19 protein-coding genes are annotated in these 23,851 nt (G+C 65.9%); 16 read left to right on the plus strand and 3 right to left on the minus strand.

What is annotated here, in order from left to right:
- Nucleotides 1–62: 62 nt before the first annotated feature.
- From ICJ04_RS03385 to ICJ04_RS18475, 5 genes are all read left to right on the plus strand, one after another.
- On the plus strand, nt 63–1,274 hold the full coding sequence (locus tag ICJ04_RS03385; protein ID WP_188326150.1) for a D-alanyl-D-alanine carboxypeptidase family protein: 1,212 nt from the start codon (nt 63–65) through the stop codon (nt 1,272–1,274).
- A 519-nt stretch (nt 1,275–1,793) separates the two neighbouring features.
- Complete coding sequence (locus ICJ04_RS03390) at nt 1,794–2,216, plus strand: hypothetical protein (protein WP_188326151.1); 423 nt, start codon at nt 1,794–1,796, stop codon at nt 2,214–2,216.
- 240 nt (nt 2,217–2,456) lie between these two features.
- On the plus strand, nt 2,457–6,602 hold the full coding sequence (locus ICJ04_RS03395) for an ESPR-type extended signal peptide-containing protein (protein WP_188326152.1): 4,146 nt from the start codon (nt 2,457–2,459) through the stop codon (nt 6,600–6,602).
- Nucleotides 6,603–6,808: 206 nt separating this feature from the next.
- On the plus strand, nt 6,809–9,034 hold the full coding sequence (locus ICJ04_RS03400; protein ID WP_188326153.1) for a YadA-like family protein: 2,226 nt from the start codon (nt 6,809–6,811) through the stop codon (nt 9,032–9,034).
- Nucleotides 9,035–9,148: 114 nt separating this feature from the next.
- A complete protein-coding gene (locus ICJ04_RS18475; RefSeq protein WP_275138270.1) occupies nt 9,149–9,280 on the plus strand; it encodes a hypothetical protein in 132 nt (43 codons plus the stop codon).
- Nucleotides 9,281–9,383: 103 nt separating this feature from the next.
- On the opposite strand, the gene ICJ04_RS03405 is transcribed toward ICJ04_RS18475, so the two are convergent.
- On the minus strand, nt 9,384–10,445 hold the full coding sequence (locus tag ICJ04_RS03405; protein WP_188326154.1) for a lipid A deacylase LpxR family protein: 1,062 nt from the start codon (nt 10,443–10,445) through the stop codon (nt 9,384–9,386).
- A gap of 269 nt (nt 10,446–10,714) precedes the next feature.
- Here ICJ04_RS03405 and ICJ04_RS03410 point away from each other — a divergent pair, with 269 nt between their 5' ends.
- The 8 genes from ICJ04_RS03410 (at nt 10,715) to gnd (ending at nt 19,227) form a co-directional block, all read left to right on the plus strand.
- Nucleotides 10,715–11,707 (plus strand): CsgG/HfaB family protein, encoded by a 993-nt coding sequence (locus ICJ04_RS03410; protein ID WP_188326155.1) that lies wholly within the window; start codon nt 10,715–10,717, stop codon nt 11,705–11,707.
- A 148-nt stretch (nt 11,708–11,855) separates the two neighbouring features.
- Nucleotides 11,856–12,134, plus strand: a complete 279-nt coding sequence (locus ICJ04_RS03415; RefSeq protein WP_188326156.1) for a DUF493 family protein — start codon at nt 11,856–11,858, stop codon at nt 12,132–12,134.
- Nucleotides 12,135–12,148: 14 nt separating this feature from the next.
- On the plus strand, nt 12,149–12,820 hold the full coding sequence (lipB, locus tag ICJ04_RS03420) for a lipoyl(octanoyl) transferase LipB (protein WP_188327185.1): 672 nt from the start codon (nt 12,149–12,151) through the stop codon (nt 12,818–12,820).
- A gap of 42 nt (nt 12,821–12,862) precedes the next feature.
- Nucleotides 12,863–13,876 carry a lipoyl synthase gene (gene lipA, locus ICJ04_RS03425; RefSeq protein ID WP_188326157.1) on the plus strand — a complete coding sequence of 338 codons (1,014 nt, stop codon included), beginning with the start codon at nt 12,863–12,865 and terminating at the stop codon, nt 13,874–13,876.
- A gap of 277 nt (nt 13,877–14,153) precedes the next feature.
- On the plus strand, nt 14,154–16,331 hold the full coding sequence (locus ICJ04_RS03430) for a carboxy terminal-processing peptidase (RefSeq protein ID WP_188326158.1): 2,178 nt from the start codon (nt 14,154–14,156) through the stop codon (nt 16,329–16,331).
- 114 nt (nt 16,332–16,445) lie between these two features.
- The gene (locus ICJ04_RS03435; RefSeq protein WP_188326159.1) at nt 16,446–17,021 is read left to right on the plus strand and encodes a DUF2242 domain-containing protein; all 576 of its coding nucleotides are present in this window, start codon (nt 16,446–16,448) and stop codon (nt 17,019–17,021) included.
- Nucleotides 17,022–17,023: 2 nt separating this feature from the next.
- On the plus strand, nt 17,024–18,316 hold the full coding sequence (locus tag ICJ04_RS03440) for a hypothetical protein (RefSeq protein ID WP_188326160.1): 1,293 nt from the start codon (nt 17,024–17,026) through the stop codon (nt 18,314–18,316).
- Nucleotides 18,317–18,321: 5 nt separating this feature from the next.
- Nucleotides 18,322–19,227, plus strand: a complete 906-nt coding sequence (gene gnd, locus ICJ04_RS03445; protein ID WP_188326161.1) for a phosphogluconate dehydrogenase (NAD(+)-dependent, decarboxylating) — start codon at nt 18,322–18,324, stop codon at nt 19,225–19,227.
- A 74-nt stretch (nt 19,228–19,301) separates the two neighbouring features.
- On the opposite strand, the gene ICJ04_RS03450 is transcribed toward gnd, so the two are convergent.
- Nucleotides 19,302–20,351 (minus strand): oxidoreductase, encoded by a 1,050-nt coding sequence (locus ICJ04_RS03450; protein WP_188326162.1) that lies wholly within the window; start codon nt 20,349–20,351, stop codon nt 19,302–19,304.
- A gap of 169 nt (nt 20,352–20,520) precedes the next feature.
- Here ICJ04_RS03450 and ICJ04_RS03455 point away from each other — a divergent pair, with 169 nt between their 5' ends.
- The 3 genes from ICJ04_RS03455 to ICJ04_RS03465 all read left to right on the plus strand — a co-directional run bounded on the left by ICJ04_RS03455 (nt 20,521) and on the right by ICJ04_RS03465 (nt 23,044).
- A complete protein-coding gene (locus ICJ04_RS03455; protein WP_188326163.1) occupies nt 20,521–20,898 on the plus strand; it encodes a BON domain-containing protein in 378 nt (125 codons plus the stop codon).
- 130 nt (nt 20,899–21,028) lie between these two features.
- A complete protein-coding gene (locus ICJ04_RS03460) occupies nt 21,029–21,388 on the plus strand; it encodes a hypothetical protein (RefSeq protein WP_188326164.1) in 360 nt (119 codons plus the stop codon).
- Between the two features lie 138 nt (nt 21,389–21,526).
- The gene (locus ICJ04_RS03465; protein WP_188326165.1) at nt 21,527–23,044 is read left to right on the plus strand and encodes an ATP-binding protein; all 1,518 of its coding nucleotides are present in this window, start codon (nt 21,527–21,529) and stop codon (nt 23,042–23,044) included.
- A gap of 27 nt (nt 23,045–23,071) precedes the next feature.
- Here the strand turns inward: ICJ04_RS03465 and ICJ04_RS03470 are convergent, their stop codons facing one another.
- A complete protein-coding gene (locus ICJ04_RS03470) occupies nt 23,072–23,812 on the minus strand; it encodes a 20S proteasome subunit A/B (protein WP_188326166.1) in 741 nt (246 codons plus the stop codon).
- Nucleotides 23,813–23,851: the final 39 nt, after the last annotated feature.

Here is a 23,851-nt window from a genome sequence, read left to right on the forward strand (position 1 = left end):
GTTCGCGTTCACCATCTCGCCTATCCAGCCGTATTCCGGCCGCTCCAGGAGTCTGCAGTCCCATGAAATTCCGTTTCGCTGCCACCGCGCTGGCCGCCACCCTGGTGGTCGGTCTGGCCCATGCCCAGACCGCGCTGCCGACGCCGGCTGCTCCGGCAGCGGCCACTGCGCCGACTACCGTCGCCACGCCGCCCGCACCGGTGCCCAGCGTGTCCAAGGCCTGGATCCTGATGGATTACGCCTCCGGCCAGATCCTCGCCGGTGAGAACGTCGACGCGCAGTTGGCGCCGGCCAGCATCACCAAGGTGATGACCAGCTATGTCGTCGCGGCCGAAGTGAAGAACGGCAAGGTCAAGCCGGACGATCAGGTGATGATGAGCGAGCGCGCCTGGCGCGAGGGCGGCGCGGGCACCGATGGCAGCTACAGCGGTTTCCCGGTCAACCAGACGGCGCGTCTGGAAGACATGGAAAAGGGCATGGCCATCCAGTCCGGCAACGATGCCGCGATCGCCCTGGCCGAACACGTGGCCGGCAGCGAAGAAGCCTTCGCCTCGCTGATGAACAGCTATGCCGCCAAGATCGGCATGAAGAACTCGCACTTCGTCAATGCGCACGGTCTGACCGCCGAAGGTCATCACAGCACCGCTCACGATCTGGCCCTGCTGGGCCGCGCTTTCGTGCGCGACTACCCGGAAACGTATGCCTACAACAAGGTGAAGGAATTCACCGTGGGCAACATCAAGCAGCCCAACCGCAACCTGCTGCTGTGGCGCGACGGCACGGTGGATGGCATCAAGACCGGCCACACCTCGGCGGCCGGTTACTGCTTGATGAGTTCAGCGCAGCGCGGTGACCAGCGCCTGATCGCGGTGGTGCTGGGCGGCGCGTCGGAAAAGCAGCGTGCCGATGACAGCCTGGCCCTGCTCAACTGGGGCTTCCGCTTCTTCGAGACCCACCGCCTGTATGAACCCGGCAAGGTCGTGGCCGAGCACAAGGTGTGGAAGGGCAAGGTCGACAACGTGCAGCTGGGTGTTGCGCAGCCGATGCTGGTGAGCCTGCCGCGTGGTCGCTACAACGACCTGAAGCCGAGCATCGACGTGCCCAAGAGCCTGACGGCGCCGTTCACTGCCGGCCAGCAGATCGGCACGCTGAAGGTGACCCTGGATGGCAAGGTCGTCGCGCAGGCGCCGCTGGTGGCGATCGCTGCTGTTGAAGAAGCTGGCTTCTTCAAGCGCCTGTGGGACAGCTTCTGGATGTGGTGGGAATCCGAATAATTCGGTAGTGACGGCCGCTGGCCGTCAAGCCGCGGCGTCGACCATGGCGCTAACCCGGGGTAGAGCCGACTTCAGTCGGCTGCTTCCCCCCAGCCGACTGAAGTCGGCTCTACCAAGCCACGGCGCCCGGTAACCGGTAGCGCCGACCCATGGTCGGCGAGCGCAGCGGGCCGTTGGCGGATGAATTCCGCCGAGCACGCCTCGGCGCTACCGCACTCTTTACAGGTTGCCTGATAGACGCTTTCGTCCAAGCGCCCGCACGCTGTGCAGGCTGGTTGCAACCGCACCAGCCGGGATTGGCATCCCGATAGAGTCGTTTGATGTAAAGGGCCCAGTGCATGCAAAGCATTGGGGAAAATGCACTGACTTCCGCGTCTGCGGCGGGCGGTGCGTGGGGGATCCCGGGATCCCGCCGGTCTGTTCTTGCCTTTACATCAACGCTCACCGGTATGCCAACCCGCACCGTCCGCCACCTTGCACTCCGGCAGGTGGCCCGCACGCACTGCGAGGTATCCCTGCATGCTCGAGCGCCAGTCCGCCAATGCACGCCTGCACGCCCTGATCGGCGACGCCGCCAACACGTTATCGCCGGCCCACATCCAGCGCATCGCCGACAAGCTTGCCGAGGCCGCAGCACCAGCCGCCCAGCCGGCGCTGCTGGCCCATCTGCGGGAAATGAAGCCGGACCGCTGCGCCAATGGATCACCCTGGGGGGAGCGTCGGTTGAACGCGGGCCGTTGCGACGATCTGGCCAGCGTCAGCCGCTGCCTGTACGGCTTGACCAGCGTGCTGCGCCTGCTGCACGCCGCCCAGCTGACCGCCAGCGAAGCCGAGCGTGATCAGCAGCTGGGTGCGTGTGAGATCGATGGTCTGCTGCACGCTGCGCGCTGTTTGGCGGATTCGGCTGCCAGCGCGCTACACGCCCCCGCTATTGGCGTATGAGTCCCAGCGCCCGCTGCTGCTGGCTGACAGGACGGCTGGACACGCCCTGATCATCTGTCTTAACGAAACCCATACGAATCCGTAGGGAACGGGAGCGTGGCGGCGTTTTAGGACCGGACCGATGGGGTCAAAACCCCCGAAAGACAACGATAGCGTCATTCCGGAAACCCGGAACTGATGTAACGCCATCGAAGTCACCAGCACGACGGTCCCCGTCGCGCACCCATCGGGAAAACCCTCATGAATGCTGTTTACAAATTGATCTTCAATGTTTCTACCGGGACGTGGGCCGTGGCCTCCGAGCTGACCGCATCGCGCGGCAAGAAGAGCCGCACCCGCCTTGCCGCCGCCATGGCCGTCGCCCTGGTGATGCCGGCCGGCGCCGCGCTGGCTGCTGACTCGCCGACTGCGCTGCAGTGCGCGGTGAACGAAGCGGTCTCGGCCGACGGCCTGCGTTGCGAAGCAGCGTCTTCGATGACAACGATGTCAGGCGCTATCGGCGTCAAGGCGGCGCTTACCGATGACTTTGTCAAGGTGAATGGGGCCGCTGCTGGCGCTAATCCCGCAACTGCGGCTGGTGGTGGAGCCGTCGCTATTGGCGATAGTGCGAAAGGCAACACCAGCTCGTCGGTCGCGATCGGCTACGGTGCGGTCACCGGTGTGGCTGGGGATCCAACCAACACCTCCCAAATCGCGATCGGCGCCACTGCTTCGGCACTGGGCCTGTCCTCGGTCGCTATCGGCAGCGGTGCCGCGACGAATGCGCAATACGCCACCGCCTTCGGCCGCTTGTCCAACGCAACTGGCGTCGGTGCAGTCGCTTTGGGTAACACATCAAAGGCGCTGGCAGTGAACGCTGCGGCGCTCGGCAACGGCGCGAGAGTTGACGCCACGGGCACCCATTCCACGGCGCTGGGTGCAAACTCGTCGGCCACGGCCGTTTCCTCTGTGGCGCTGGGCGCAAGCTCGGTTGCTGACCAGGAAAACACCATCTCTGTCGGCAGGACCGGGGTAGGCCTCCAGCGCCGGGTCGTCAACATGGCTGCCGGCACCGCCGCCACCGATGCCGTCAACGTCAGCCAGCTGACCCCGGTCATCGCCGGTCTCGGCGGTGGTGCGAAGATCGACGCCGCCGGCGTTGTCACCGGCCCGACCTACAACTTCGGCACGAACGGCAGCTACAACGACGTCGGCAGTGCGCTGGGCAATCTGGATGGGCGCGTCGCAGGCAACACGACCAACCTGGGTGATCTGACCACCCGCGTGGACGGCATCGCCGCCGGCGCAGGCTTGGTTACCCGTGATACCCCCACCGGCGATATCCACGTGGGCAATGGTGTCCTCGGTGGCGCCGTCAGCCTGCGTGATAGCAACGGCGATTCGCGCTTCCTGACCGGTGTCAAGGCTGGCATCGGCAACAACGATGCAGTCAACGTGGGCCAACTGAAGCCTGTCGTGGAAAGCCTGGGCGGCGGCGCGAAGATCGACCCGGCCTCGGGCATTGTCACCGGCCCGACCTACACCGTTGGCGGCAACACGGTGCACACCGTCGGCGACGCCCTCACCGACATTGATGGCCGCACCACGACCAATACGACCAATATTGCCGGCAACACGACCGCCATCGAAAACCTCACCAACGGCACAACCGGTCTGGTGCAGCAGGCTTCGAGCACTGCCGATCTGACCGTCGGCAAGGACACCGGCGGCACGGCGGTGGACTTCGCCGGCACAAACGGTGATCGCACCCTGAGCGGCGTCAAGGCCGGCACGGTGAATGCCGCCAGCAACGAAGCCATCAACGGTTCGCAGCTGCACGGCACCGCCAAGAGCGTCGCTGACAGCCTGGGTGGCAATTCTGTCGTCAACCCCGACGGCACCATCACCAGCCCGGTCTACAACATCGGTGGCACTGACTACACCGGCGTGGGTGACGGGTTCAAGGCCGTGGATGCGCGCATGGACGGCCTGATCGGCGGCACCGAAGGTCTGGTGACCTACAACGATTCCACCGGCACGGTGAGCGTCGCTGCAGGCAAGGCCGGCGACACGGTCGACTTCAGCAACAATGCGACCGATGCCCGCACGCTGACCGGCGTTGCCGCCGGCACGGTGAATGCCGCCAGCAAGGAAGCGATCAATGGGTCGCAGCTGTACGGCACCGCCACGAGCGTGGCCAATGGCCTGGGCGGCGGTTCGGCCGTCAATCCGGACGGCACCATCCAGGCGCCGACCTACAAGATTGGCGCTGGGGCCACTGAGTACAACAACGTCGGCGATGCCCTTACCGACATCGACGGGCGCGTCATCACCAACACCGATGACATTTCCGGCCTGAAGGATGGCCTGGCAGCTGGCACGGTGGGTCTGGTGCAGCAGGCGGGTCCTGGTGCGAATCTGACCGTGGGCAAGGACACCGACGGCGATGCCGTTGACTTCACCAACAAAGCTAGGGCCAGCCGCAAGCTGATCGGCGTTGCCGCCGGCGAAGTGAGCGCAACCAGCAACGAAGCGATCAATGGTTCGCAGCTGTACGGCACCGCCAAGAGCGTCGCTGACAGCCTGGGTGGCAATTCTGTCGTCAACCCCGACGGCACCATCACCAGCCCGGTCTACAACATCGGTGGCACTGACTACACCGGCGTGGGTGACGGGTTCAAGGCCGTGGATGCGCGCATGGACGGCCTGATCGGCGGCACCGAAGGTCTGGTGACCTACAACGATTCCACCGGCACGGTGAGCGTCGCTGCAGGCAAGGCCGGCGACACGGTCAACGTCGCTGGCATGGCTGGCGATCGCAAGCTGAGCGGCGTGGACCGCGGCATGGCCGAGAACGATGCGGCCAACATCGCCCAGCTGAAGGATGTGACCGCTGGCCTGGGTGGCGGTGCAACCGTCAACCCGGACGGCACCATCACCGGCCCGACCTACAAGATTGGCGCTGCTGGCACTGAGTACAACAACGTCGGTGACGCCCTCACCAACATCGATGGCCGCACCACGACCAACGAAGGCAACATCACCCACATCAACACCCGTCTGGACGGGCTGGCCGATGGCACCGTGGGTCTGGTGCAGCAGGCCGGTGCGGATGCAGACCTGACCGTGGGCAAGGCCACCGGTGGTGCTGCCGTCAACTTCGCCGGCAGCAGCGGTGACCGCAAGCTGACCGGCGTGGCCGCTGGCGACCTGACCGACACCAGCACCGATGCGGTGAACGGTTCGCAGCTGAAGGCGACCAATGACCGTGTGGCCATCAACGAGAACGACATCACCAATCTGGATGGTCGCGTTACCCTCAACGAAGGCGACATCACCAACCTCAACACCGTCGTGCAGGACCTGTCCAACGGCACCGCGGGCCTGGTGAAGCAGGATTCGCTCACCGGCGATGTCAGCATCGCAGCGGCCACCGGCGGCACGGTGGTCAACGTGGGTGGCAGTGCAGGTGCTCGCCGTCTGGCCGGTGTGGCCAACGGTGTGGCCGATGATGAAGCGGCCACCATTGCGCAGCTGAAGGCCTCCGGCCTGGTCGATCCGAACGATGGCCGCGCCCTGGGTGCGGTGGTCTACGACGACATCAGCCTGGGTCGTGCCACCTTGGGCGGCACCGGCGGTACGGTGCTGGGCAATGTCGGCAATGGTCTGATCGGCGCCGGCAGCATGGAAGCCATCAACGGTGGCCAGCTGTTCCAGATGAATGCCGATTGGGAATCGAAGTGGTCGGCACTGGATGGCCGCGTGGGCAGCATCGAACGTGGCGTAGGCGACGGTTCGATCGGTGGTCCGGGCCAGGGTGCGGGCCCGGATCCGGTCCCGGGTGAGGGCATGATCGGTGCCGGTGACGGTGCAGGTTCGATCGTGATCGGCGACGGTACCGCGGGTGGTGCAGGTGCAGCGGGCGGCGACGGCGCAGTCGCCATCGGCGGCGGTTCCTCGGCGGCTGGCAAGGACTCGGTGGCCATCGGCAGCGGCTCCATCGCTGACCGTGACCGCGAAGTGTCTGTCGGTGCCCCGGGTGCTGAGCGCGTCATCGGTAACGTGGCCGCTGGTACGCGTCCGACCGATGCGGTCAACCTGAAGCAGATGGATGACCGCTTCGCTGCCGAGCGTGACTGGAGCAACAGCCGCTTCCAGGCCGTTGACAAGCGTATCGACCGCATGGGCGCCATCAGCGCTGCATACGCCGGTATGGCCATCAACACCGCAGGCCTGAACGGTGACAACCGCGTCGGTGCCGGTATCGGCTCGCAGAATGGCCGCAGTGCACTGGCCGTGGGTTACCAGCGCATCCTGGGCGAGAAGAAGAACGTCTCGGTCTCGCTGGGTGGTGCCTTCAGTGGCAGCGACCAGAGCGTGTCGGCCGGTGCCGGTTTCAGCTGGTAAGCAAGTGCGATGACCGCACGGCAGGCTTGATGCTGCCGTGACGTGATGGCCCGCGATCCTTGGATCGCGGGCCATTTTTTTTTTCTAGAACAGTGTGGGACCCGTCCGATGGGGTCCGGAAAATCACCACCCGATACTCATTCCTCCCCATTTTTTCCTCAGCGCGCCGTCCATGGTCGGTGCGCTGGCGCCCAGAGGCTGCCCCCTTGATCGAACATTCCCCCTCCCGCGGCGCCCGTGTTGCATCGCGCGCACACCGACAGCTGTCCCGTGTCCAGCGTCGGCTGGCCATCAGTGTGGTGTTGGCGCTGTCGCCATTGGCGGCTCTTGTTCCCGGTGCTGCATCGGCGCAGGTGGTCCCCACGGGTGGCACGCTGTCGATATGTCCCAACGGCGCCCTGGGTGGCAGCGGCCGGCTATGGACGCATGCCGGCACCAACAGCGCCTCGGCCTGTGGTGGCTACTTTTCCTTCGCCCTGGCCAACGGCTCTGGTGCCATCGGGTCCAACGGCTCCTTCCAGTCCAGTTCTCTCGTACAGGGATTTACTGACGGGCGGTTGCTGCTGCGCGGCAACGCGGGCGTTGCTATCGAAGGGCCGGCCACGTTCAATTCAGCGGCCAATTTCACCAACCACCGGATCAGCGGACTGGCGGACGGCGCTGCCGCCACCGATGCGGTGAACCTGCGGCAGCTCAACGCCGCAGTGAGCACCGCAACCGGTTCTGAATACATTGCCTTCGGTGCGCCGATCAACGGCGTGGCGCCGGTGGGCGCACACACGGCGTTCGCCGCCGGCGGCGTGGCGATCGGCGACGGCGCCAACGCCGGTACCGCGTTCAACGCCAGAGGCGCGGTGGCCATCGGCGCCAACAGCCTGGTGACCTATGCCGGTGGCATCGCGATCGGCGAGGGCGCACGGGCCGGCTTCGGCAGGATTACCCCCAATGGCGCGGTCGCTATCGGTCGCGACAGCTATGTCACGGCGGATGGATCGCTCGCACTGGGCACCGGCGCCACGGTGTCTATCCAGTTGGCCACCAACAGTGTGGCACTGGGCGCATCCAGCCTGGCCGATCAGGCCAACACCGTATCGGTGGGCAACGCCGGGACCGGTCTTCAGCGCCGCATCGTCAACATGGCTGCCGGTGCGCTGTCATCGGGCAGCACCGATGCAGTGAATGGTTCGCAGCTGTTCGCCACCAACGAGCGGGTGGGCAAACTGGAGAACGGTGATTTCGGTCTGGTGTCCTTCGACGCCGCGCGCGGCAGCGTGGATGTGGCCACGGCCAAGGGCGGTGACCGGGTCAACATTGCCGGCACGGCAGGCAGGCGCCGGCTTGGCGGGCTGGCCAATGGACTGCAGGACGATGAGGCGGTCACCATCGCCCAGTTGAAGGCAGCCGGTGCGCTGGATCCCACCAGCGGCACCCTGCTGACTGTGCTCACCTACGATGACACCAGCCTGGCTACCGCCAAGCTGGCTGGCGTGCACGGCACGGTGATCAGCAATCTCGCCGATGGCCAGGTGGCGTCCGGCAGCATGCAGGCGATCAACGGTGGGCAGTTGTTCCAGGCACTGACCAATACCGCCAGCCTGCTCGGCGGGGGTGCCAGCGTGGGCCTGCAGGGTGCGTTCGTCGCACCGACCTATTCGATCCAGAACAGCGCCTATCACAACGTGGGTGACGCACTCGGTGCGCTGGACCGCAAGGTCAGCGAGATCGATCAGCGCGTGGCGGGTGCCGGATCGGCGCGTGTCGGTACGCTGGATGCGGGGTCGTCAGCGGGATCATCAGCAGCACGCACACCCTCCGCGTCGGCAGCGGAAGTGGCAGCGTCTGCTTCTGCCTCTGCCACGCCGACGCCCTCTGCAGTGATCGGCACCGGGGCAGTGGCCAGTGGTGCGGGCGCGGTCGCGCTGGGCGATGGCGCCGCTGCCAGCGCGGACAACTCCGTGGCGCTGGGCAATGGCTCGGTGGCCGACCGGGCCAACTCCGTGTCGGTAGGCAGTGTTGGAAACGAACGTCAGATCACCAACGTGGCCGATGCGACGGCCGACACCGATGCGGTCAACAAGCGTCAGCTGGACCAGGGCGTGGCGTCGGCCAACAGCTACACCGATGGGAAAATGGGGGCGCTCAACGACAGCTTTGAAGGGCTGCGAGGTGAGGTGGATGGCCGTCTGCGCAACATGGACCGTCGCATTGACCGTCAGGGTGCGATGAGTGCGGCCATGCTCAACATGGCCACCAGCGCCGCCGGCGTGCGCACCGACAATCGGGTCGGCGTGGGTGTGGGCTTCCAGGGCGGCGAATCGGCGCTGTCCGTGGGTTACCAGCGTGCGCTGAGTGATCGTGCGACGGTGACGCTGGGCGGTGCATTGAGCGGAGACGATGCGTCGGTCGGCTTCGGTGCGGGTTTTGGCTGGTAAGACCGCAGCATGCCGGCTCACCTGCGATCAAGAGATTGCAGGTGAGTGCGGCGCCGCCAAGCAAATACGACCGGTCTGATGGGCGCTTGCTAGGCTGATTGCGACGATCAGGGCATGAACAGGATCACACCCCTCCTTCAGTTCGTCTGCCGCTTCACCTTGGTGTTTGCTGAGGAGTTCACGGCACGACATCGTCGTCGCTCGCTGCGGCGCAAGCTGTTGCGTCGGCTGTCACGCCGCGACTGAGTGCAACCGCGCTGCTGCGTTCGCCGAGCATGGCTCGGCGCTACCCATGCGGCGGCACGTAGCGCCGAGCCGTGGTCGGCGGATCGGCGTGGATCGGCGCAGGTTACAGACTGCGGCTGATGGTGAAGCTGCCGAAGATCGGCGACTGCCGCTGGCCGTCGAATTCCTTGGTGCTGTGGTAACGCGCCACGGCGAATTTCCAGCGGCCCCGCATCACGGCCACGCCGTAGCCGCCCTGTGCGACCACGTGCTTCTTGTCCACGCTGTGGCTGTTGCGGAAGGTGTTGCCGTCCAAGGTGATATCGCGGATCACCCACGCCGCGTCGGTGGTGGCGAACAGATGCCATGACCAGCCACTCGGCCGGCCGCCACGCGACGGTGAGGTGTTTTCACCGGCCGGGCGTAGCGGGGTGCTGCCGAAGTCATCGGGCAGCTTCCAGCCGAAGCGCACTTCGCCGCCCGCGTTCAGGTGGGTGGCCAGGTTGCCGACGGCGCCGCCGTAATGGCTGATCGCGTCCCAGCCCCAGCCGCTGGCATTGTCCGTGGCATCGCGCGGCCAGCGGTTCATCCGCTCGTGGGTGAGCATCAGCACGGGTTCGTTGTGCAGCTGGTTGTCCCAGCCCTGGAACTTGTCGTCGTCCAGCAGGTCATGCACGGCATCCTGTACTTCCTTGCCCTGCGCCCAGGGACCGACCACGCCGAAGGTCAACTGGGTGGTCTGCAGGTAGTTCCCGCTGCGGGCGTTGTAGCCGAAGCTGCCGACCAACACGCCGGCATACGGGCGGTCATCTTCGATCACGTCGCGGCGGGTGAAGTCGGTCGGGGTGAAAATGCCCTGGGCGACGCTGAAGATCATGTTCTGCTGTTCGAACTCGCCCGGGTGCAGGGCCTCCAGATGGCGGTTCACCCAGCGCGCCATGCGCGGCAGGCACGGGTCGTTGGTGAAGTCGACCAGGTTCGGCGAGACAAAGGTGATCTGCGCCCCGTTGGTATATCCCTGATCCTGGTCGGCGCCGCCGAGCAGGTCGTTGTCCACGCGGAAGTTGATCTGCGGGGGATGGTCAGCCAACGCGCTCTGGCTGCACTGTTCGGCGGCGTGGAGGGGGAGGGCCACGGCCAGCAGGCCGGTCAGTCCGATAGCTGCTGCAATGCGCGTTGGGTGCATGGGATTCCAAGATGGATTTTTGTCGTTTCTCGCGCATTCACGGTATCGCCTATGTGAAGGCAGGTCGATGACGTCACATGCATTGCTCTGTTCCGTGCCCTGAGCCCCTCGCGCCGGCGTTCAGCTGAGGTTGCCGTTGGGCAGGCGGTGGCTTATCCTCTGCGCCGGCGCCCCGGCGCTTTCAAGGATCCTGGCCTGCCGCCACCGGCCTCTCTCAACCCAATGGATTGCGCTTTGCCCGCAACGGGCCAGAGCGCTGGACAACAGAAATGACCCAACAGAATTCGTTCGCCACCCTCGTGGTCACCGCCGTGCTGGGCGTCGGCCTGATGGCTGTCAGTGCCCCGGCGTCTGCCGGTCTGCGGGACAGCTTCGCGTCCAGCCGCACCTCCGCCCAGGAACAGGGCAAGCAGGGACAGGCGCAGATTCCGGTCTGCAGCAAGCCGCTCGGCTCGATCTCGGTGATTGAACCGGAGGACACGGTGAACTGGTGGACAGGCCAGCAGCTGCCGGCGCCGTCCAAGCTGATCAAAGTATTCGTCAACAAGTCCAAGTGCTTCACCCTGGTGGACCGCGGCGTGGGCATGGCCGCCGCACAGGCCGAACGCGCGCTGGCGTCGGAAGGCGAGCTGCGTGGCCGCTCGAACATCGGCAAGGGCCAGATCCGCGCTGCCGATTATGTGCTGGTGCCGGACCTGATCTCGCAGAACAACAATGCCAGCGGCAACGCCATCGGCGGCCTGCTGGGTGGGCTGATCGGCGGCAAGGCGGGCGCCGTGGTGGGTGGGCTGAACTTCCGCAGCAAGACGGCCGACGTCACCCTGACCCTGACCGATGTGCGTTCTTCCGAGCAGGTCGCCATCGTCGAGGGCAATTCCAAGAAGACCGACCTCGGCTGGGGCGCCAGTGGCGGCCTGTTCGGCGGCGGCGGTATCGGCGCGATGGGCGTAGGCGGTTATGCCAACACGGAGCTCGGCCAGGTGATCACCTTGGCCTACCTGCAGGCGTACACCAACATGGTGGCCGAGCTGGGTGGCCTGCCGGAGAACGCGTCCGCCGCCAACAGCAGCCAGGCGGTGACCATGCTGAAAGCCGGTCGCCTGCTGGCCAATGCGAAGGGCACCGGCGCGTCGGTACGCGACCTGGAGCCGGGCATGCTGCTGTACCCGACCGGCGTCAAGGAAGGCACCATGTGGGAAGTGGAAGATGAAATGGGCAACAAGGGCTGGGTCAATTCGACCTTGATGCAGTTGGCCAAGTAAGGGCAGTCACCTGCCGAACGCCCGCTGCGCTCGCCGACCATGGGTCGGCGCTACCCAGGATATCGGTAGCGCCGAGCCTCGCGCGGCGAGCGCAGCGGGGTTCATCGCCCCCCTTGGGTTTGATCTTCACCAGCCCGATAATGGGCGGATGGAAATCAAATCCGACAATCCCGAACACGGCTTCCAGTTTCCCGGCACGTTCGAGCTCAGCGCCATGGGCCCGGCCAACTCCGGTCTGGAAGTGGAACTCCCCAGGCTGTTGCTTGCGGCCGGCATCGAGGTGCTGACCGAACAGATCAGCTGGAAACACTCGTCCAACGGCAAGTACGTGTCCGTGCGCATGGCGTTCGCCGCCCGTGACCGCTCCCAGTACGACCTGGCCCACGAGGTGCTGCGCGAGCACCCGGAAGTAAAGTGGACGATCTAGCGCCAACGGCGGTAGTGACGGCCGCTGGCCGTCAGCCGCAGCCTGCCATCGTCCGTGATCTCGGCCGCCAAGCGTACGAGCCGGTCTGGCGCGCAATGCAGCGTTTCACCGACGAACGAAGCGACGACACCCTGGATGAATTGTGGGTGGTCGAGCACGATCCGGTGTTCACCCTCGGCCAGGCCGGAAAACCCGAACATGTGCTGGCCCCCGGTGACATCCCGGTAGTGCAGGTGGACCGCGGCGGGCAGGTGACCTATCACGGCCCCGGCCAGATCGTGGTCTACCCGCTGTTGCGACTGCCGCGGCTGGGCATCGGCGTGCGCGACTATGTGTGCCGGATCGAACAGGCCATCATCGATACGCTGGGCGAGTGGAACATCGGCGCCGAACGCCGGGATGGCGCCCCCGGTGTGTACGTTGGCGGGGCGAAGGTCGCTGCGCTGGGTATCCGCGTGCGGCGTGGCTGCACGTTCCATGGCCTGGCCTTCAATGTCGCCATGGATCTGGAGCCGTTCCACCGCATCAACCCCTGTGGCTACGAAGGGCTGCGGGTGACCACGATGGTAGACTTGGGCGGTCCGTCCGGCCTCGCCGCCGTCACGCCGGTGCTGCTGGACCAGCTGGCTCGCCAGTTCGGCCTGCTGCTGCAGCCGACGCCGGACCTGCCCGATTTGTCCGCTTGACTTGAACTGACACCATGCGGCCGCGTTGCCGCCGGGAACATCATGACCGAACAGACTGCCCGCTCCATTCCCCTGCAGATGCTGCAGGGCGAACCCGCTCCCGCCGCCGCGCCCCTGCAGGCAGGCGTCAAACAGCTGGGCGGCGACAAGATCAACCGATCGCCCGTGCAGTTCGCCGATGCCCCGGTGCTGCGCAAGCCATCGTGGATCCGTGTGCGCATTCCTTCGGGCAATGCCGTGCAGAACCTGAAGGCCAAGCTGCGTGAGAACCGTCTGGTGACGGTCTGCGAAGAAGCCAGCTGCCCGAACATCCACGAGTGCTTCAGCCATGGCACGGCCACGTTCATGATCCTGGGCGAGGTCTGCACCCGACGCTGCTCGTTCTGCGACGTGGCGCATGGCCGGCCGAAGCCGCCCGATGCCAGTGAACCGGCGACCCTGGGCCAGACCGTGGCCGACATGGGGTTGAAGTATGTGGTGGTTACCAGCGTCGATCGCGATGACCTGCGCGACGGTGGTGCCCAGCACTTTGTGGATTGCATCACCGCCATCCGTGCGAAATCGCCGGGCACCCGTATCGAAGTGCTGACCCCGGACTTCCGCGGCAAGGGCCGCATGGAGCGCGCGCTGGAGATCCTGGCGCAGAACCCGCCGGATGTGTTCAACCACAACATCGAGACGGTGCCGGACCTGTACCGCAACGTGCGGCCGGGTGCGGACTACCAGTGGTCGCTGACCCTGCTGAAGAACTTCAAGGCGCAGCATCCGGGCGTGCCGACCAAGAGCGGCATCATGCTGGGGCTGGGCGAAGAGTTCGAGCAGATCAAGGCCACAATGCGCGACCTGCGTGCGCATGACGTGGACATGATCACCATCGGCCAGTACCTGCAGCCGACCGCCCACCACCATCCGGTGCTGAAGTACTGGACGCCGGAAGACTACAAGGCGTTGGAAGACTACGGCTACGCGCTGGGGTTCAGCCACGTGGCGTCCGGCCCGATGGTGCGCTCGTCGTACCACGCCGACGTGCAGGCCAAAGGCGCCGGCGTCGCCTGACGCTCTTCGCCGCTGCGCTCGCCGACCATGGGTCGGCGCTACCAGGGATTGCTCGCCGACCATGGGTCGGCGTTACCGTAGCTCAGCGGCCCCTGGTCGGCGTGCGCAGCGGGCCGTTCGCGGAAAAGCCGCTCGTTCACAATTTGCTACAGGCGCCGGTCTACGCTGGAAATCCGCGTTGCATGAACGCGGGTGACAAAGCGCGCAACTTTCGGCACTGTCGTGGTGTCTGAAATGCACGCAGTCTTCCTTTCGGCAAGGTGCCCTGAGCAACTCCATGAAATTCAAAGCCCCCGTATTCCTGATTGCCCTGGCACTGACTGCCCCGTTGTCGCTGGCCGCGCAGGCGGATGCCCCCGCGCTCCCGGCGGCGGCCACGGCCGATCAGGCGACCACCTCCAAGCTTGTCTATGGGCTGCTCTCCGACAGCCGGTACGCCTATCGGCCGCGTGCGCTCGACGAAGCCACGTCCAAGGACGTATTCAAGCGCTACCTGGAGTCGCTGGATGGCGGCAAGCAGTTCTTCACCCAGGCGGACGTGGCGAAATTCGCCCCGTTCGAGGCGGGCATCGCCACGGCCATCCGGGGCGGCGAGCTGGAGCCGGCCTTCCAGGTGTTCGCGGTGTACAAGCAGCGCGTTGCGCAGCGCGTGGGCTATGCCCGCAGCCTGCTCAAGCGCGAGCCTGATTTCAGCACCGACGAACGGTTCGAGTACGACCGCAAGGACGTGCCGTGGGCGGCCAGTGACGCCGAGCTGGACCAGCTGTGGCGCAAGTCGGTCAAGAATGACTGGCTGCGACTGAAGCTGGCCGGCAAGAAGCCGGATGAGATCCGCACCACGCTGGACAAGCGTTACGCCACGCTGGAAAAGTCGGTGGGCGAGCTGAAGGGCGAGGACGTGTTCCAGTTCTTCCTCAACGCCTACACCAGTGCCGTCGACCCGCATACCGATTACTTCACCCCGCGCACGGCCGAGAACTTCAACCAGGCGATGTCGCTGTCGCTGGAAGGCATCGGCGCGCAGCTGCAGCGCCAGGACGACATGGTGGTGATCCGCGAGATCATTGCCGGCGGCCCGGCTGCGGTGAATGGCAAGCTCAAGCCCGGTGACCGCATCGTCGGCGTCGGCCAGGGCACCTCGGGTCCGATCGAAGATGTGATCGGCTGGCGTATCGACGACGTGGTCGCCAAGATCCGCGGCAGCAAGGACACCCAGGTGCGGTTGGAGTTCATCCCGGCCGAAGAGGGCGTGGACGGCAAGCACCACACGCTGGTGCTGACGCGCCAGAAGGTGCGCCTGGCCGAACAGGCTGCCAAGGGCGAAACCCTGACGATCCCGGGCAAGGACGGCGAGCCCGCGCGCAAGGTCGGCGTCATCAAGCTGCCCACGTTCTATCAGGACTTCGAAGGACGCCGTCGCAACGCGACCGACTACGCCTCCGCCACCCGCGACGTCGCCAAGCTGCTGGCCGGCTTCAAGACCGACAAGCTGGACGGTGTGGTGCTGGACCTGCGCAACAACGGCGGTGGTTCGCTGGACGAAGCGATCGAGCTCACCGGTCTGTTCATTGAACAGGGCCCGGTAGTGCAGGTGCGTGAGTCGGGTGGCCGCGTCACCGTCAACAGCGACCGCAGTGAAGTGGTGGCGTGGGACGGCCCGCTGGCGGTGCTGATCAACCGCGGCTCGGCCTCGGCGTCGGAGATCTTCGCCGGCGCCATCCAGGATTACGGCCGCGGGCTGGTGATCGGTGAAACAACCTTCGGCAAGGGCACGGTGCAGAACATCGTCGACCTGGATCGTTGGCCGAGTGGCGACAGCCAGCGCTTCGGCCAGGTGAAACTGACCATCGCCCAGTTCTTCCGCGTCAGCGGCAGCAGCACGCAGCACAAGGGTGTGGTGCCGGACCTGGCCTTCCCGGCCAGCGTGGATGCCAGCGAGTACGGCGAAAGCACCTACGACAACGCGTTGCCGTGGACCCGCATCGCCGCCGTGCCGCATACCCAATATGGCAATTTTGGTCCGTTGCTGCCGAAGCTGGAAACCCGCCATGACACGCGCATCGCGGCCGACAAGGAGTTCCAGTGGTGGAACGAAGATGTCGAGCAGTTCCGCGCGGAGAAGGCGAAGAAGTACATCTCGCTGAACGAAGCGGAGCGTCGCACCGAGCGTGAACGCCAGGACAAGCAGCGCACGGACCGCCAGGCGGTACGCAAGGAGCTCGGGCTGGATCTGGATCCGCTGGCCGATGACAGCAACGATGACGGCCTGACCGGCAACGAGCGCGACATCGTCAAGGATGCCGCACGCGAAAAGGCCGCCGAGAAGCGCCCGGACCCGCTGCTGCGCGAGTCTGCTTCGATCCTGGCCGATGCCGTGAATCTGCTGGAAGTGGACCGCCCGCTGTCGGCCCAGGTGCTGCCGCAGTCCACCGGTGCTGGCCGCTGGGCAGACTGAGTAGTGAGCCAAGGCCCTTTCGCCACCGCGAAAGGGCCTTTCCCCCGGCATCCCTGACCCCACGCCTACAGGCACCCGGCTAACCTCATGCCGATGGATCTGCCCGGAGTTCCCATGCGCCCCTGCCTTCCGTTCCTCGCCGCCCTCACTACGCTGACGCTCAGCGCCTGCGGTGGCGGTCGTGCGGCTGACAGCATGCTGCTGCGCGAGTCGTTCGATTCCGGCGACATGTATTCCCGTACCGTCGATGGATCCCCCGGTGAAGCCTGCGAAGCGGCGCGCCGCACGTTGCTCAGCCAGGGGTATGCGATCGCGCGTGCCGACAACACTGCCGTGGAAGGCAGCAAGAACTTCCAGCCGCGCGATGATGACCACGAGCAACTGGTGCTGCGGATATCCTGCGCGCCGCGTGCCGACCAGGCACTGGTCTTCGTCAGCGCGGTGCAGGATCGCTATGCACTCAAGAAAAGCCCGACCTCGGCCAGTGTGGGCGTGGGTGCCCTGGGCTCGGTGTCGCTGCCGTTCGGCAGCAATGATGATTCGCTGGTCAAAGTAGCCAGCAGCACGGTGCAGGATGGCGATTTCTACGGTCGCTTCTTCCAGCGCCTGCAGCAGTACCTGCCGGTGAGCGCACCTGCGGCCGCCACGCCGTCGCCGCCGGCCGACACGGTGGACGACGGACTGCGCTGAGCATGCGCGCAGTAGCGAGCCTGCTGGGCGTGCTGCTGGCCATGCCGGCGATCGCTGCGCCCGTGCCTGCGGACTGCATGCAGGGGCTGCTGGAGCGGCTGGGATGGCGCTTCACGGATGCGTCGATCAGCACCCCTGTGGTGCAGGGCGGGCCGGTCTGCACACGTGCTGACCTGCAGGACGCACGCGCCCACGGTGACCTCCAGGTGGTCCTGCCCCTGCAGTTGGACCCGCCCTCGCGGATGGCCCTCATGCAACAGCTTCTGGAAGATCCCGCCACGCTGTGCGCCTATGCGATGCGCGTGGGTGACGCCGCGCGGCAGGCGGCCCACGCGCTTGAAGGCAATGAAGGCTACCGGTTCTCTGGCCTGCAACTGGGCTGGATCGGCTTCGGTCTGCGGGGGGCGGCTGACCAGGGGTGGGAGCGCACGCGCAGCTTCGGCCGTGGCTACCAGCCTGTTGCCCGCAACAGCGCGGCAATGGACGCCTTCTACCACGGTGCGGTACGCAGCGAATGCGGGGTTGGCCGCCAGGTGGCCCAGCTGGCGACGCAGCGCGAACTGCATGGTGATGCAGGCTTCGATCAGGCGTTCACTGCGGGCGAGGTGAGCATCGGCACCTTCGTTGGCCTGCACGACACCGACAGCATCCTGCTCGGCCGCCAGGCCACTGAACCGTTCGCGGATGGCAAAGCGGTGCGGACCTCGGCTATGGGGCGACAGGCGTTCATGGGCGCGCCCGGCTACATCACCCATGCCTTCGGCCGCGACACGCTGGATGACCTCAACAACCAGGCCGAGAACTTCATCGTGGTGGACGTGGGTGCCGAGGCCGCCGAGGCGCTGCGTGTGCACGGCGGACTGGGCTGGTATGACGAGCGCAACCAGGCGCTGTGGGCGCTGTCCCGGCAGATACCCCGACGCGGCGTGCGCTTCTTCGAGCGCCTGCTGGCGGAGCGCGATCCGTCGCTGCGCGCGTCGCTGACCGTGGACGAAGCCGCGCTGGTAGCGCGCATGGACGCCCTGCTGGACGATCCGTTCTACCGGCAGTTCCTGATCTTCGTTCACCCGCGCGGTATAAAGCCCATCGGCTTCCATATCGCGCGCCTGCTGGACCGTAATCCGCGGACGCCGTTCACCGTGGAGCTGACGATGCACACACTGCACACCTCGCTGTATCGGCGCTGGCAGCAGGCGCAGTTGCGCCACTGCGCGGTGACCGGCATGCCAGGCAGCCTGACTTCTGATTCCGGATCGCAGGGCGCACCCCGCCCCGGTCCCCCAACGCAAAGGTGAAACAGATGGATATTGCAATGATCGGCCTGGGCCGGATGGGGGCGAACATGGCCCAGCGTCTGCAGCAGGGTGGCCACCGCGTCGTCGGCCACGATCCGATGGAAGCGGCACGTGCGCGCGCAGCGGAAACGGGCATGGCGGTGTTCGATTCGCTGGCCGCGGCCGTGGCGGCGTTGCCGGTACCCCGCGTGGTGTGGCTGATGGTGCCGGCCGGCGATACCGTGGACCAGACGTTGGCGCAGTTGGTGCCGCACCTTGCCGAGGGCGACGTGGTGATCGACGGGGGCAATTCCAACTATCAGGATTCCATCCGCCGTGCCCGTTCGTTGGCCGACGACGACATCTTCTATCTGGACTGCGGCACCAGCGGCGGCGTGTGGGGATTGCAGGAAGGCTACAGCCTGATGATCGGCGGCGATGCCGCAACAGCAGAAACGTTGGCGCCGATCTTCCAGACGTTGGCGCCCGCCGCCGACAAGGGCTGGGCACGCGTGGGGCCCAGCGGGGCGGGGCATTACACCAAGATGATCCACAACGGCATCGAGTACGGAATGATGCAGGCCTATGCGGAGGGCTTCGCCTTGATGGAGCGCAAGGAAGCGTTGGAGCTGGACCTGGCCCAGGTGGCCGAGGTGTGGCGCCATGGCAGCGTGGTGCGCTCGTGGCTGCTGGATCTGAGCGCGAAAGCCCTGCAGGCAAATCCGTCGTTGGACGGTATCGCTCCCTATGTCGAAGACTCCGGCGAAGGACGCTGGACGGTCGCCGAGGCCATCGCGCTGGACGTGCCCGCGCCGGTCATCACCCTGGCCCTGCTTGAGCGCCTGCGTTCGCGGCAGTCGAACAGTTTCAGTGACCGTCTGTTGTCGGCGATGCGCAACGAGTTCGGCGGGCACGCCATCAAGAAAAGCTGATCCGCGAGGTAGCGCCGCGCCCTGCGCGGCGGATCCTCGGCGCACCCCGAAACGCCGCCGAGCGTGGCTCGGCGCTACCCTGCAGGTTCCAGCCCGATGGTGCGGCCCTCGGCGGCGCTGCGCCTGCCCGCATCCAATAGTTGCATCAGTTGCAGCGCCTGCCGTGGGGTGACGTCGGCCGTTGCTTCGCCGCGGATCGCTGCCGCAAAGGCGGCGTAGATCCGGCGGTAGTCACCGGGCAGGTTGTCCACGGTGCGGTGCTGCAGCTTGCCTTCGCCATCCACCCAGCTGTGCTCGCCATGATGGGGGTCCAGCCCCCAGCCCGGCGCCCCGGGCGCCTTTCCCTCAGCCAATTGCGCTTCCTGCACGTCCAGTCCGTGCTTGATCCAGCTACCCGCGCTGCCATGCACGGTGAAGCGCGGCGCGGGGACGCTGACCAGCGAACCGGCATGCACGATGGCGCGCATGCGTGGGTAGTGCAGCACGGCATGCAGGTAGTCGATGCTGCCAGCCGCGCGCTGGCAGTCCAGGTCCGCGGTAATGGCCTGTGGCCAGCCGAAAAGCTGCACTATCTGATCCAACAGGTGTGGACCCAGGTCATACCATAGGCCGCCGCCAGGGAGATCGCGCTCGCGCCAGCGGTCACGTACCTGCGGCCGGAAGCGATCGAAATGCGAATGACATTCGGCGATGTCGCCCAGCAGGCCACGGTCCAGCACCGCCTTAAGCGTCAGGAAGTCCGCGTCGAAGCGACGGTTCTGGAACACCGTGACACAGCGCTCCGCCTCCTCTGCGGCGCGCAATACGGCCTCGGCCTGCGCCACATCCAGCGCGAAGGGCTTGTCCACCAGAACGTGCTTGCCCGCGCGCAGGGCGGCGATGGCCAGCGGGGCATGCTGGTCATTGGGCGTGGCGATCACCACCGCATCCACGGCGGGGTCGTCGAACACATCGGACGGTTGCGCACGCACGTGGACGTCGGTGAAATGTCGCCGCAGCTCATCGCGTCGCGAGCTGACCACGCTGTGCAGCGCCAACCCCGGTGTGTGCTGGATCAACGGGGCATGGAAAACCCGTCCGGCGAGGCCGTAGCCGATCAGAGCAAGCTGGAGGTCGATCGCCATGGCGGTTCCTTCATGGGGGGGATGCCCAGCGTAACGGCCCCCGCGCCGAGGATGAAACATGAACGGTTGTCGCTGGCAGCGCGGTGGTTCACCCCGGCATGACGGCGCCCGCACACGGGCTGGACGCGCACTACGGGACACTTCACCCACCAACGAGGAGGACCGCACCATGAAGACGAACTCGAAACTGCTCACCGCGACCATCGGCCTGGGCATGCTGCTGGCAGCGCCGCTGGCGATGGCCAATGATCAGGACAAGAAGGACATGCATGCCGGCCACGACAAGACCCATGCAGATCGCCATGACTCCAACGAGCCGGTAACCGATACCTGGATCACCACCAAGGTGAAGGGTGACCTGGCGGTCAGCAGCAACGTCCCGGCTACCGATATCAGCGTCACCACCGTCAATGGTGTGGTGAGCCTGAGCGGCAACGTGGCCAACAAGGCCGAGCACGACAAGGCCGTGGCCACCGCCAAGAACATCAAGGGCGTGACCCGCGTGGATGCGGCGCAGCTGAAAGTTGCTGCAACCCCGATGAAGTAAGCCGTCTCCCGAGTGGCTGAACATGCTTCATGACAAAGGCGCCTTCAAGGCGCCTTTGTCGTTGTTGACGCTGGCCGGGCCAGCAGACGCTTGGTCAAATGATCGGCTGTTTCGCTGATTGGACGTCGTGATGAAGCTTTTCGTTTCCACAGGGTCGGCAGTTGGCTCGGCGGACATTGCGCCGCCGTCGGTGCCGCGCATTCAACCGACAGAGCATCGGCTGCTGCTGGTGGATGCCGGCAACGCGCCGCTGGCGATGCTCGGCCCCCCGGCCTCGGTGAACGGACCCAGCCGCGTCAACTGGCGACGGGCACTCGTCGCGGTGACCACGCTGGCCGCACTGGGTTCGATGGCCTATTGGACCTTCGGCCGGCCCATTTTCAACATGTCCGGACCGCAGGCTGCAGGCAGCCCACAAGCCGCGCCCGCATCGCGCGCCGCACTGAGCTGGCAGCAAGCTGATCTGACCCTGCGCAAGTCGCACGGTTGACCCCGGCAGGTCTTGCACGGATGCCGTCACCCTGGACTATAGTGGCTTCACGCGAACCGCCTTATGGGGCGGCGGGCACGCGAGGGGCGGCGACGTGGAGTGGGACAGGGGATCGGCCTAGGGAGGCCAGGTGACACCATGGCAGTAAAAGCGGCTGAAACAGGCGATCTGCGCATCCTGCTGGTCGAAGACATGCCTGAGGATGCGGAGCGCGTCATTGCACAGATCCTCGCCGCCGGCATGCGGGCCAGCTTCCAGCGGGTGGAGGAAGAAGCGCAGTTGCTGGGCGCGCTGCAGGACTTCCAGCCCGATGTCGTGCTCGCGGAGCTGACCATGGCCGGTTTTTCAGGCTTCCGTGCCTTGGACGTGGTGCGACAGGTCCAGCCCGCCTTGCCGTTCCTGTTCCTGACCAGCACCACCGGCGAAGAGGCGGCGGTGGCTGCACTGCAACGGGGTGCCAACGACTACATTCTCAAGCACCAGCCTGCGCGCTTGCCGGCGGCAGTGTCGCGCGCCGTGCGCGATGCGCGTACCGAAAGTGACCGGGTGCGGGTGGAAGGCGAGTTGATGCGCGCGCAGCGCCTGGAGAGTCTTTCGCTGCTGGCGGCAGGGCTCAGCCACGACCTGCGCAACATCCTGCAGCCCCTGCTGATCATGCCGGAGCTGCTGAAGGCCCGCACCGACGACCCGCAACTGCGACACATGGCCGATGTCATCGCCGAGTGCGGGCGCCGTGGCCACGAAATGGCCGAATCGATGCTGTCGTTCGTGCGGGGGTCACGCAAGCCCAGCGAGCGGATACCGGTGGGTCACTTGTTCGAGGCGGTGCAACTGCTGCTGCGAGGCAGCCTGCCTGCGGCCGTATCCCTGGAGGTGCGGCAGGACGACCTCGACCTGACCGTGGAGGGCAATTTCACCGAACTGCAGCAGGTGCTGCTCAACCTCACGTTGAATGCGCTGCAGGCCATGCCGCACGGGGGACGGCTGGGGCTTCGCGCCGAGCGCACGGGGCGCCATGAGGGCCGCTTCTGGTTGTGCATTACGGTCACCGACGAAGGCATCGGCATGGATGCCGGGACGCTCGCCCAGTTGTTCAGTCCTTTCTTCACCACCAAGCCGGACGGTACCGGCCTCGGGCTAACGTCGTGCAAGCGGATCATCGAAAGCTGCGGAGGGCGTATCGAGGTCACCAGCGTGGCGGGGCAGGGCACTCGCTTTGACCTGCATTTGCCGGTCAGTGATTCTTCCGAAGCGGATCAGGTGCTACCTGCGCCCCCTGCGGGCGGGAGTGGCCCGGCCGTCCTGGTGGTGGATGGCGAAGCGACGCGCTTGTCCTTGTTGGGGAATGCGTTGTCCAGCCAAGGCTATCTGTTGCACCTCGCTTCCGATGGCGCCGCTGCGCTGCGGATGCTGCAGGCCAATGCGATGCCCGCGCTGGCCATCCTGGATGGGGGCGCTGCGTTGCTGCCTGCCCATGCACTGCTGGCCGAACTCGCCGCGCAGGGATTCCAGGGCACAGCGCTGCTGATGCTTGATGAAAGCGATGACGCCGCATTGCCCGTTGCCGAGGGCGTCGACGTGCACGTGCTGCGCAAGCCGCTGGACATGCAGCAGGTCTTCCACTCCGTGGCGAGGGCATTGACGAAGCAGCGCTGAGTACGTTCAGCGCGCACCGCTGCGTCGCTACATCTGCTGTTCCCAGGGGAACCGCGGCAAGGCGGCGACCGCCTGCTCCAGTCGATGCGCCCAGTTGTGATGGATGTCCGCATACAGGGGCGAGTCCCCGCTCAGCCGCAGCTGCCCGCCGATGTGAAGTTCATCGCGGCGGATCAGTGCCAGGTCCAGGGGCAGGCCGACCGACAGATTGGAACGGATGGTCGAATCCAGGGAAACCACGGCTGTCCGCGCTGCGTCATCCAAGCGGGTATGAGGCCGGATGATGCGGTCCAGGATCGGTTTACCGTACTTGGATTCGCCGATCTGCAGGTAGGGCGTTTCAGGCGAGGCCGATATCGCATTTCCCAGGGGATACACCATGTACAGGCCTGGCCCCTCGCCGGCGATCTGCCCGCCAAGGATCAGCGTCGCCTGGGTATTGACCCCATCGTGCCCATGTTCGACGTCGCGACACTTCACCTGGCTGTCCACCAGCAGGGAACCGACGTACTCGGCGACTTCGAACAGGTGGCGCAGGCTGCGCAGGTTGGGCTCGCGCTGTTCCTCCACATCCCGTTGCAGGCGCGACACCAGCAACTGCGTGGTGGCGAGGTTGCCGGCAGCCATCAGTACGAAAACCGCTTGGCCCGGATAGTCGAAGGCATGCAGCTTGCGATGTATGCGGACATCGTCAACCGATGCGTTGGTACGCGTGTCGGCGGCGAAGACCAGGCCTTCGTCCACCTCGATTCCGACGCAATAAGTCATTGGCATCGCCCCATCAAGTGCGGTCCAATGGTAAGGGTA

Source organism: Stenotrophomonas sp. 169, assembly GCF_014621775.1.
GTDB lineage: Bacteria > Pseudomonadota > Gammaproteobacteria > Xanthomonadales > Xanthomonadaceae > Stenotrophomonas.

What these genes read in the sequence shown, in the direction of transcription:
- ICJ04_RS03385 (WP_188326150.1), top strand. Translation starts at nt 63, where the DNA reads ATGAAATTCCGTTTCGCTGCCACCGCGCTGGCCGCCACCCTGGTGGTC.
- ICJ04_RS03390 (WP_188326151.1), top strand. Translation starts at nt 1,794, where the DNA reads ATGCTCGAGCGCCAGTCCGCCAATGCACGCCTGCACGCCCTGATCGGC.
- ICJ04_RS03395 (WP_188326152.1), top strand. Translation starts at nt 2,457, where the DNA reads ATGAATGCTGTTTACAAATTGATCTTCAATGTTTCTACCGGGACGTGG.
- ICJ04_RS18475 (WP_275138270.1), top strand. Translation starts at nt 9,149, where the DNA reads ATGAACAGGATCACACCCCTCCTTCAGTTCGTCTGCCGCTTCACCTTG.
- ICJ04_RS03405 (WP_188326154.1), bottom strand. Translation starts at nt 10,445, where the DNA reads ATGCACCCAACGCGCATTGCAGCAGCTATCGGACTGACCGGCCTGCTG.
- ICJ04_RS03410 (WP_188326155.1), top strand. Translation starts at nt 10,715, where the DNA reads ATGACCCAACAGAATTCGTTCGCCACCCTCGTGGTCACCGCCGTGCTG.
- ICJ04_RS03415 (WP_188326156.1), top strand. Translation starts at nt 11,856, where the DNA reads ATGGAAATCAAATCCGACAATCCCGAACACGGCTTCCAGTTTCCCGGC.
- lipA (WP_188326157.1), top strand. Translation starts at nt 12,863, where the DNA reads ATGACCGAACAGACTGCCCGCTCCATTCCCCTGCAGATGCTGCAGGGC.
- ICJ04_RS03430 (WP_188326158.1), top strand. Translation starts at nt 14,154, where the DNA reads ATGAAATTCAAAGCCCCCGTATTCCTGATTGCCCTGGCACTGACTGCC.
- ICJ04_RS03435 (WP_188326159.1), top strand. Translation starts at nt 16,446, where the DNA reads ATGCGCCCCTGCCTTCCGTTCCTCGCCGCCCTCACTACGCTGACGCTC.
- ICJ04_RS03440 (WP_188326160.1), top strand. Translation starts at nt 17,024, where the DNA reads ATGCGCGCAGTAGCGAGCCTGCTGGGCGTGCTGCTGGCCATGCCGGCG.
- gnd (WP_188326161.1), top strand. Translation starts at nt 18,322, where the DNA reads ATGGATATTGCAATGATCGGCCTGGGCCGGATGGGGGCGAACATGGCC.
- ICJ04_RS03450 (WP_188326162.1), bottom strand. Translation starts at nt 20,351, where the DNA reads ATGGCGATCGACCTCCAGCTTGCTCTGATCGGCTACGGCCTCGCCGGA.
- ICJ04_RS03455 (WP_188326163.1), top strand. Translation starts at nt 20,521, where the DNA reads ATGAAGACGAACTCGAAACTGCTCACCGCGACCATCGGCCTGGGCATG.
- ICJ04_RS03460 (WP_188326164.1), top strand. Translation starts at nt 21,029, where the DNA reads ATGAAGCTTTTCGTTTCCACAGGGTCGGCAGTTGGCTCGGCGGACATT.
- ICJ04_RS03465 (WP_188326165.1), top strand. Translation starts at nt 21,527, where the DNA reads ATGGCAGTAAAAGCGGCTGAAACAGGCGATCTGCGCATCCTGCTGGTC.
- ICJ04_RS03470 (WP_188326166.1), bottom strand. Translation starts at nt 23,812, where the DNA reads ATGACTTATTGCGTCGGAATCGAGGTGGACGAAGGCCTGGTCTTCGCC.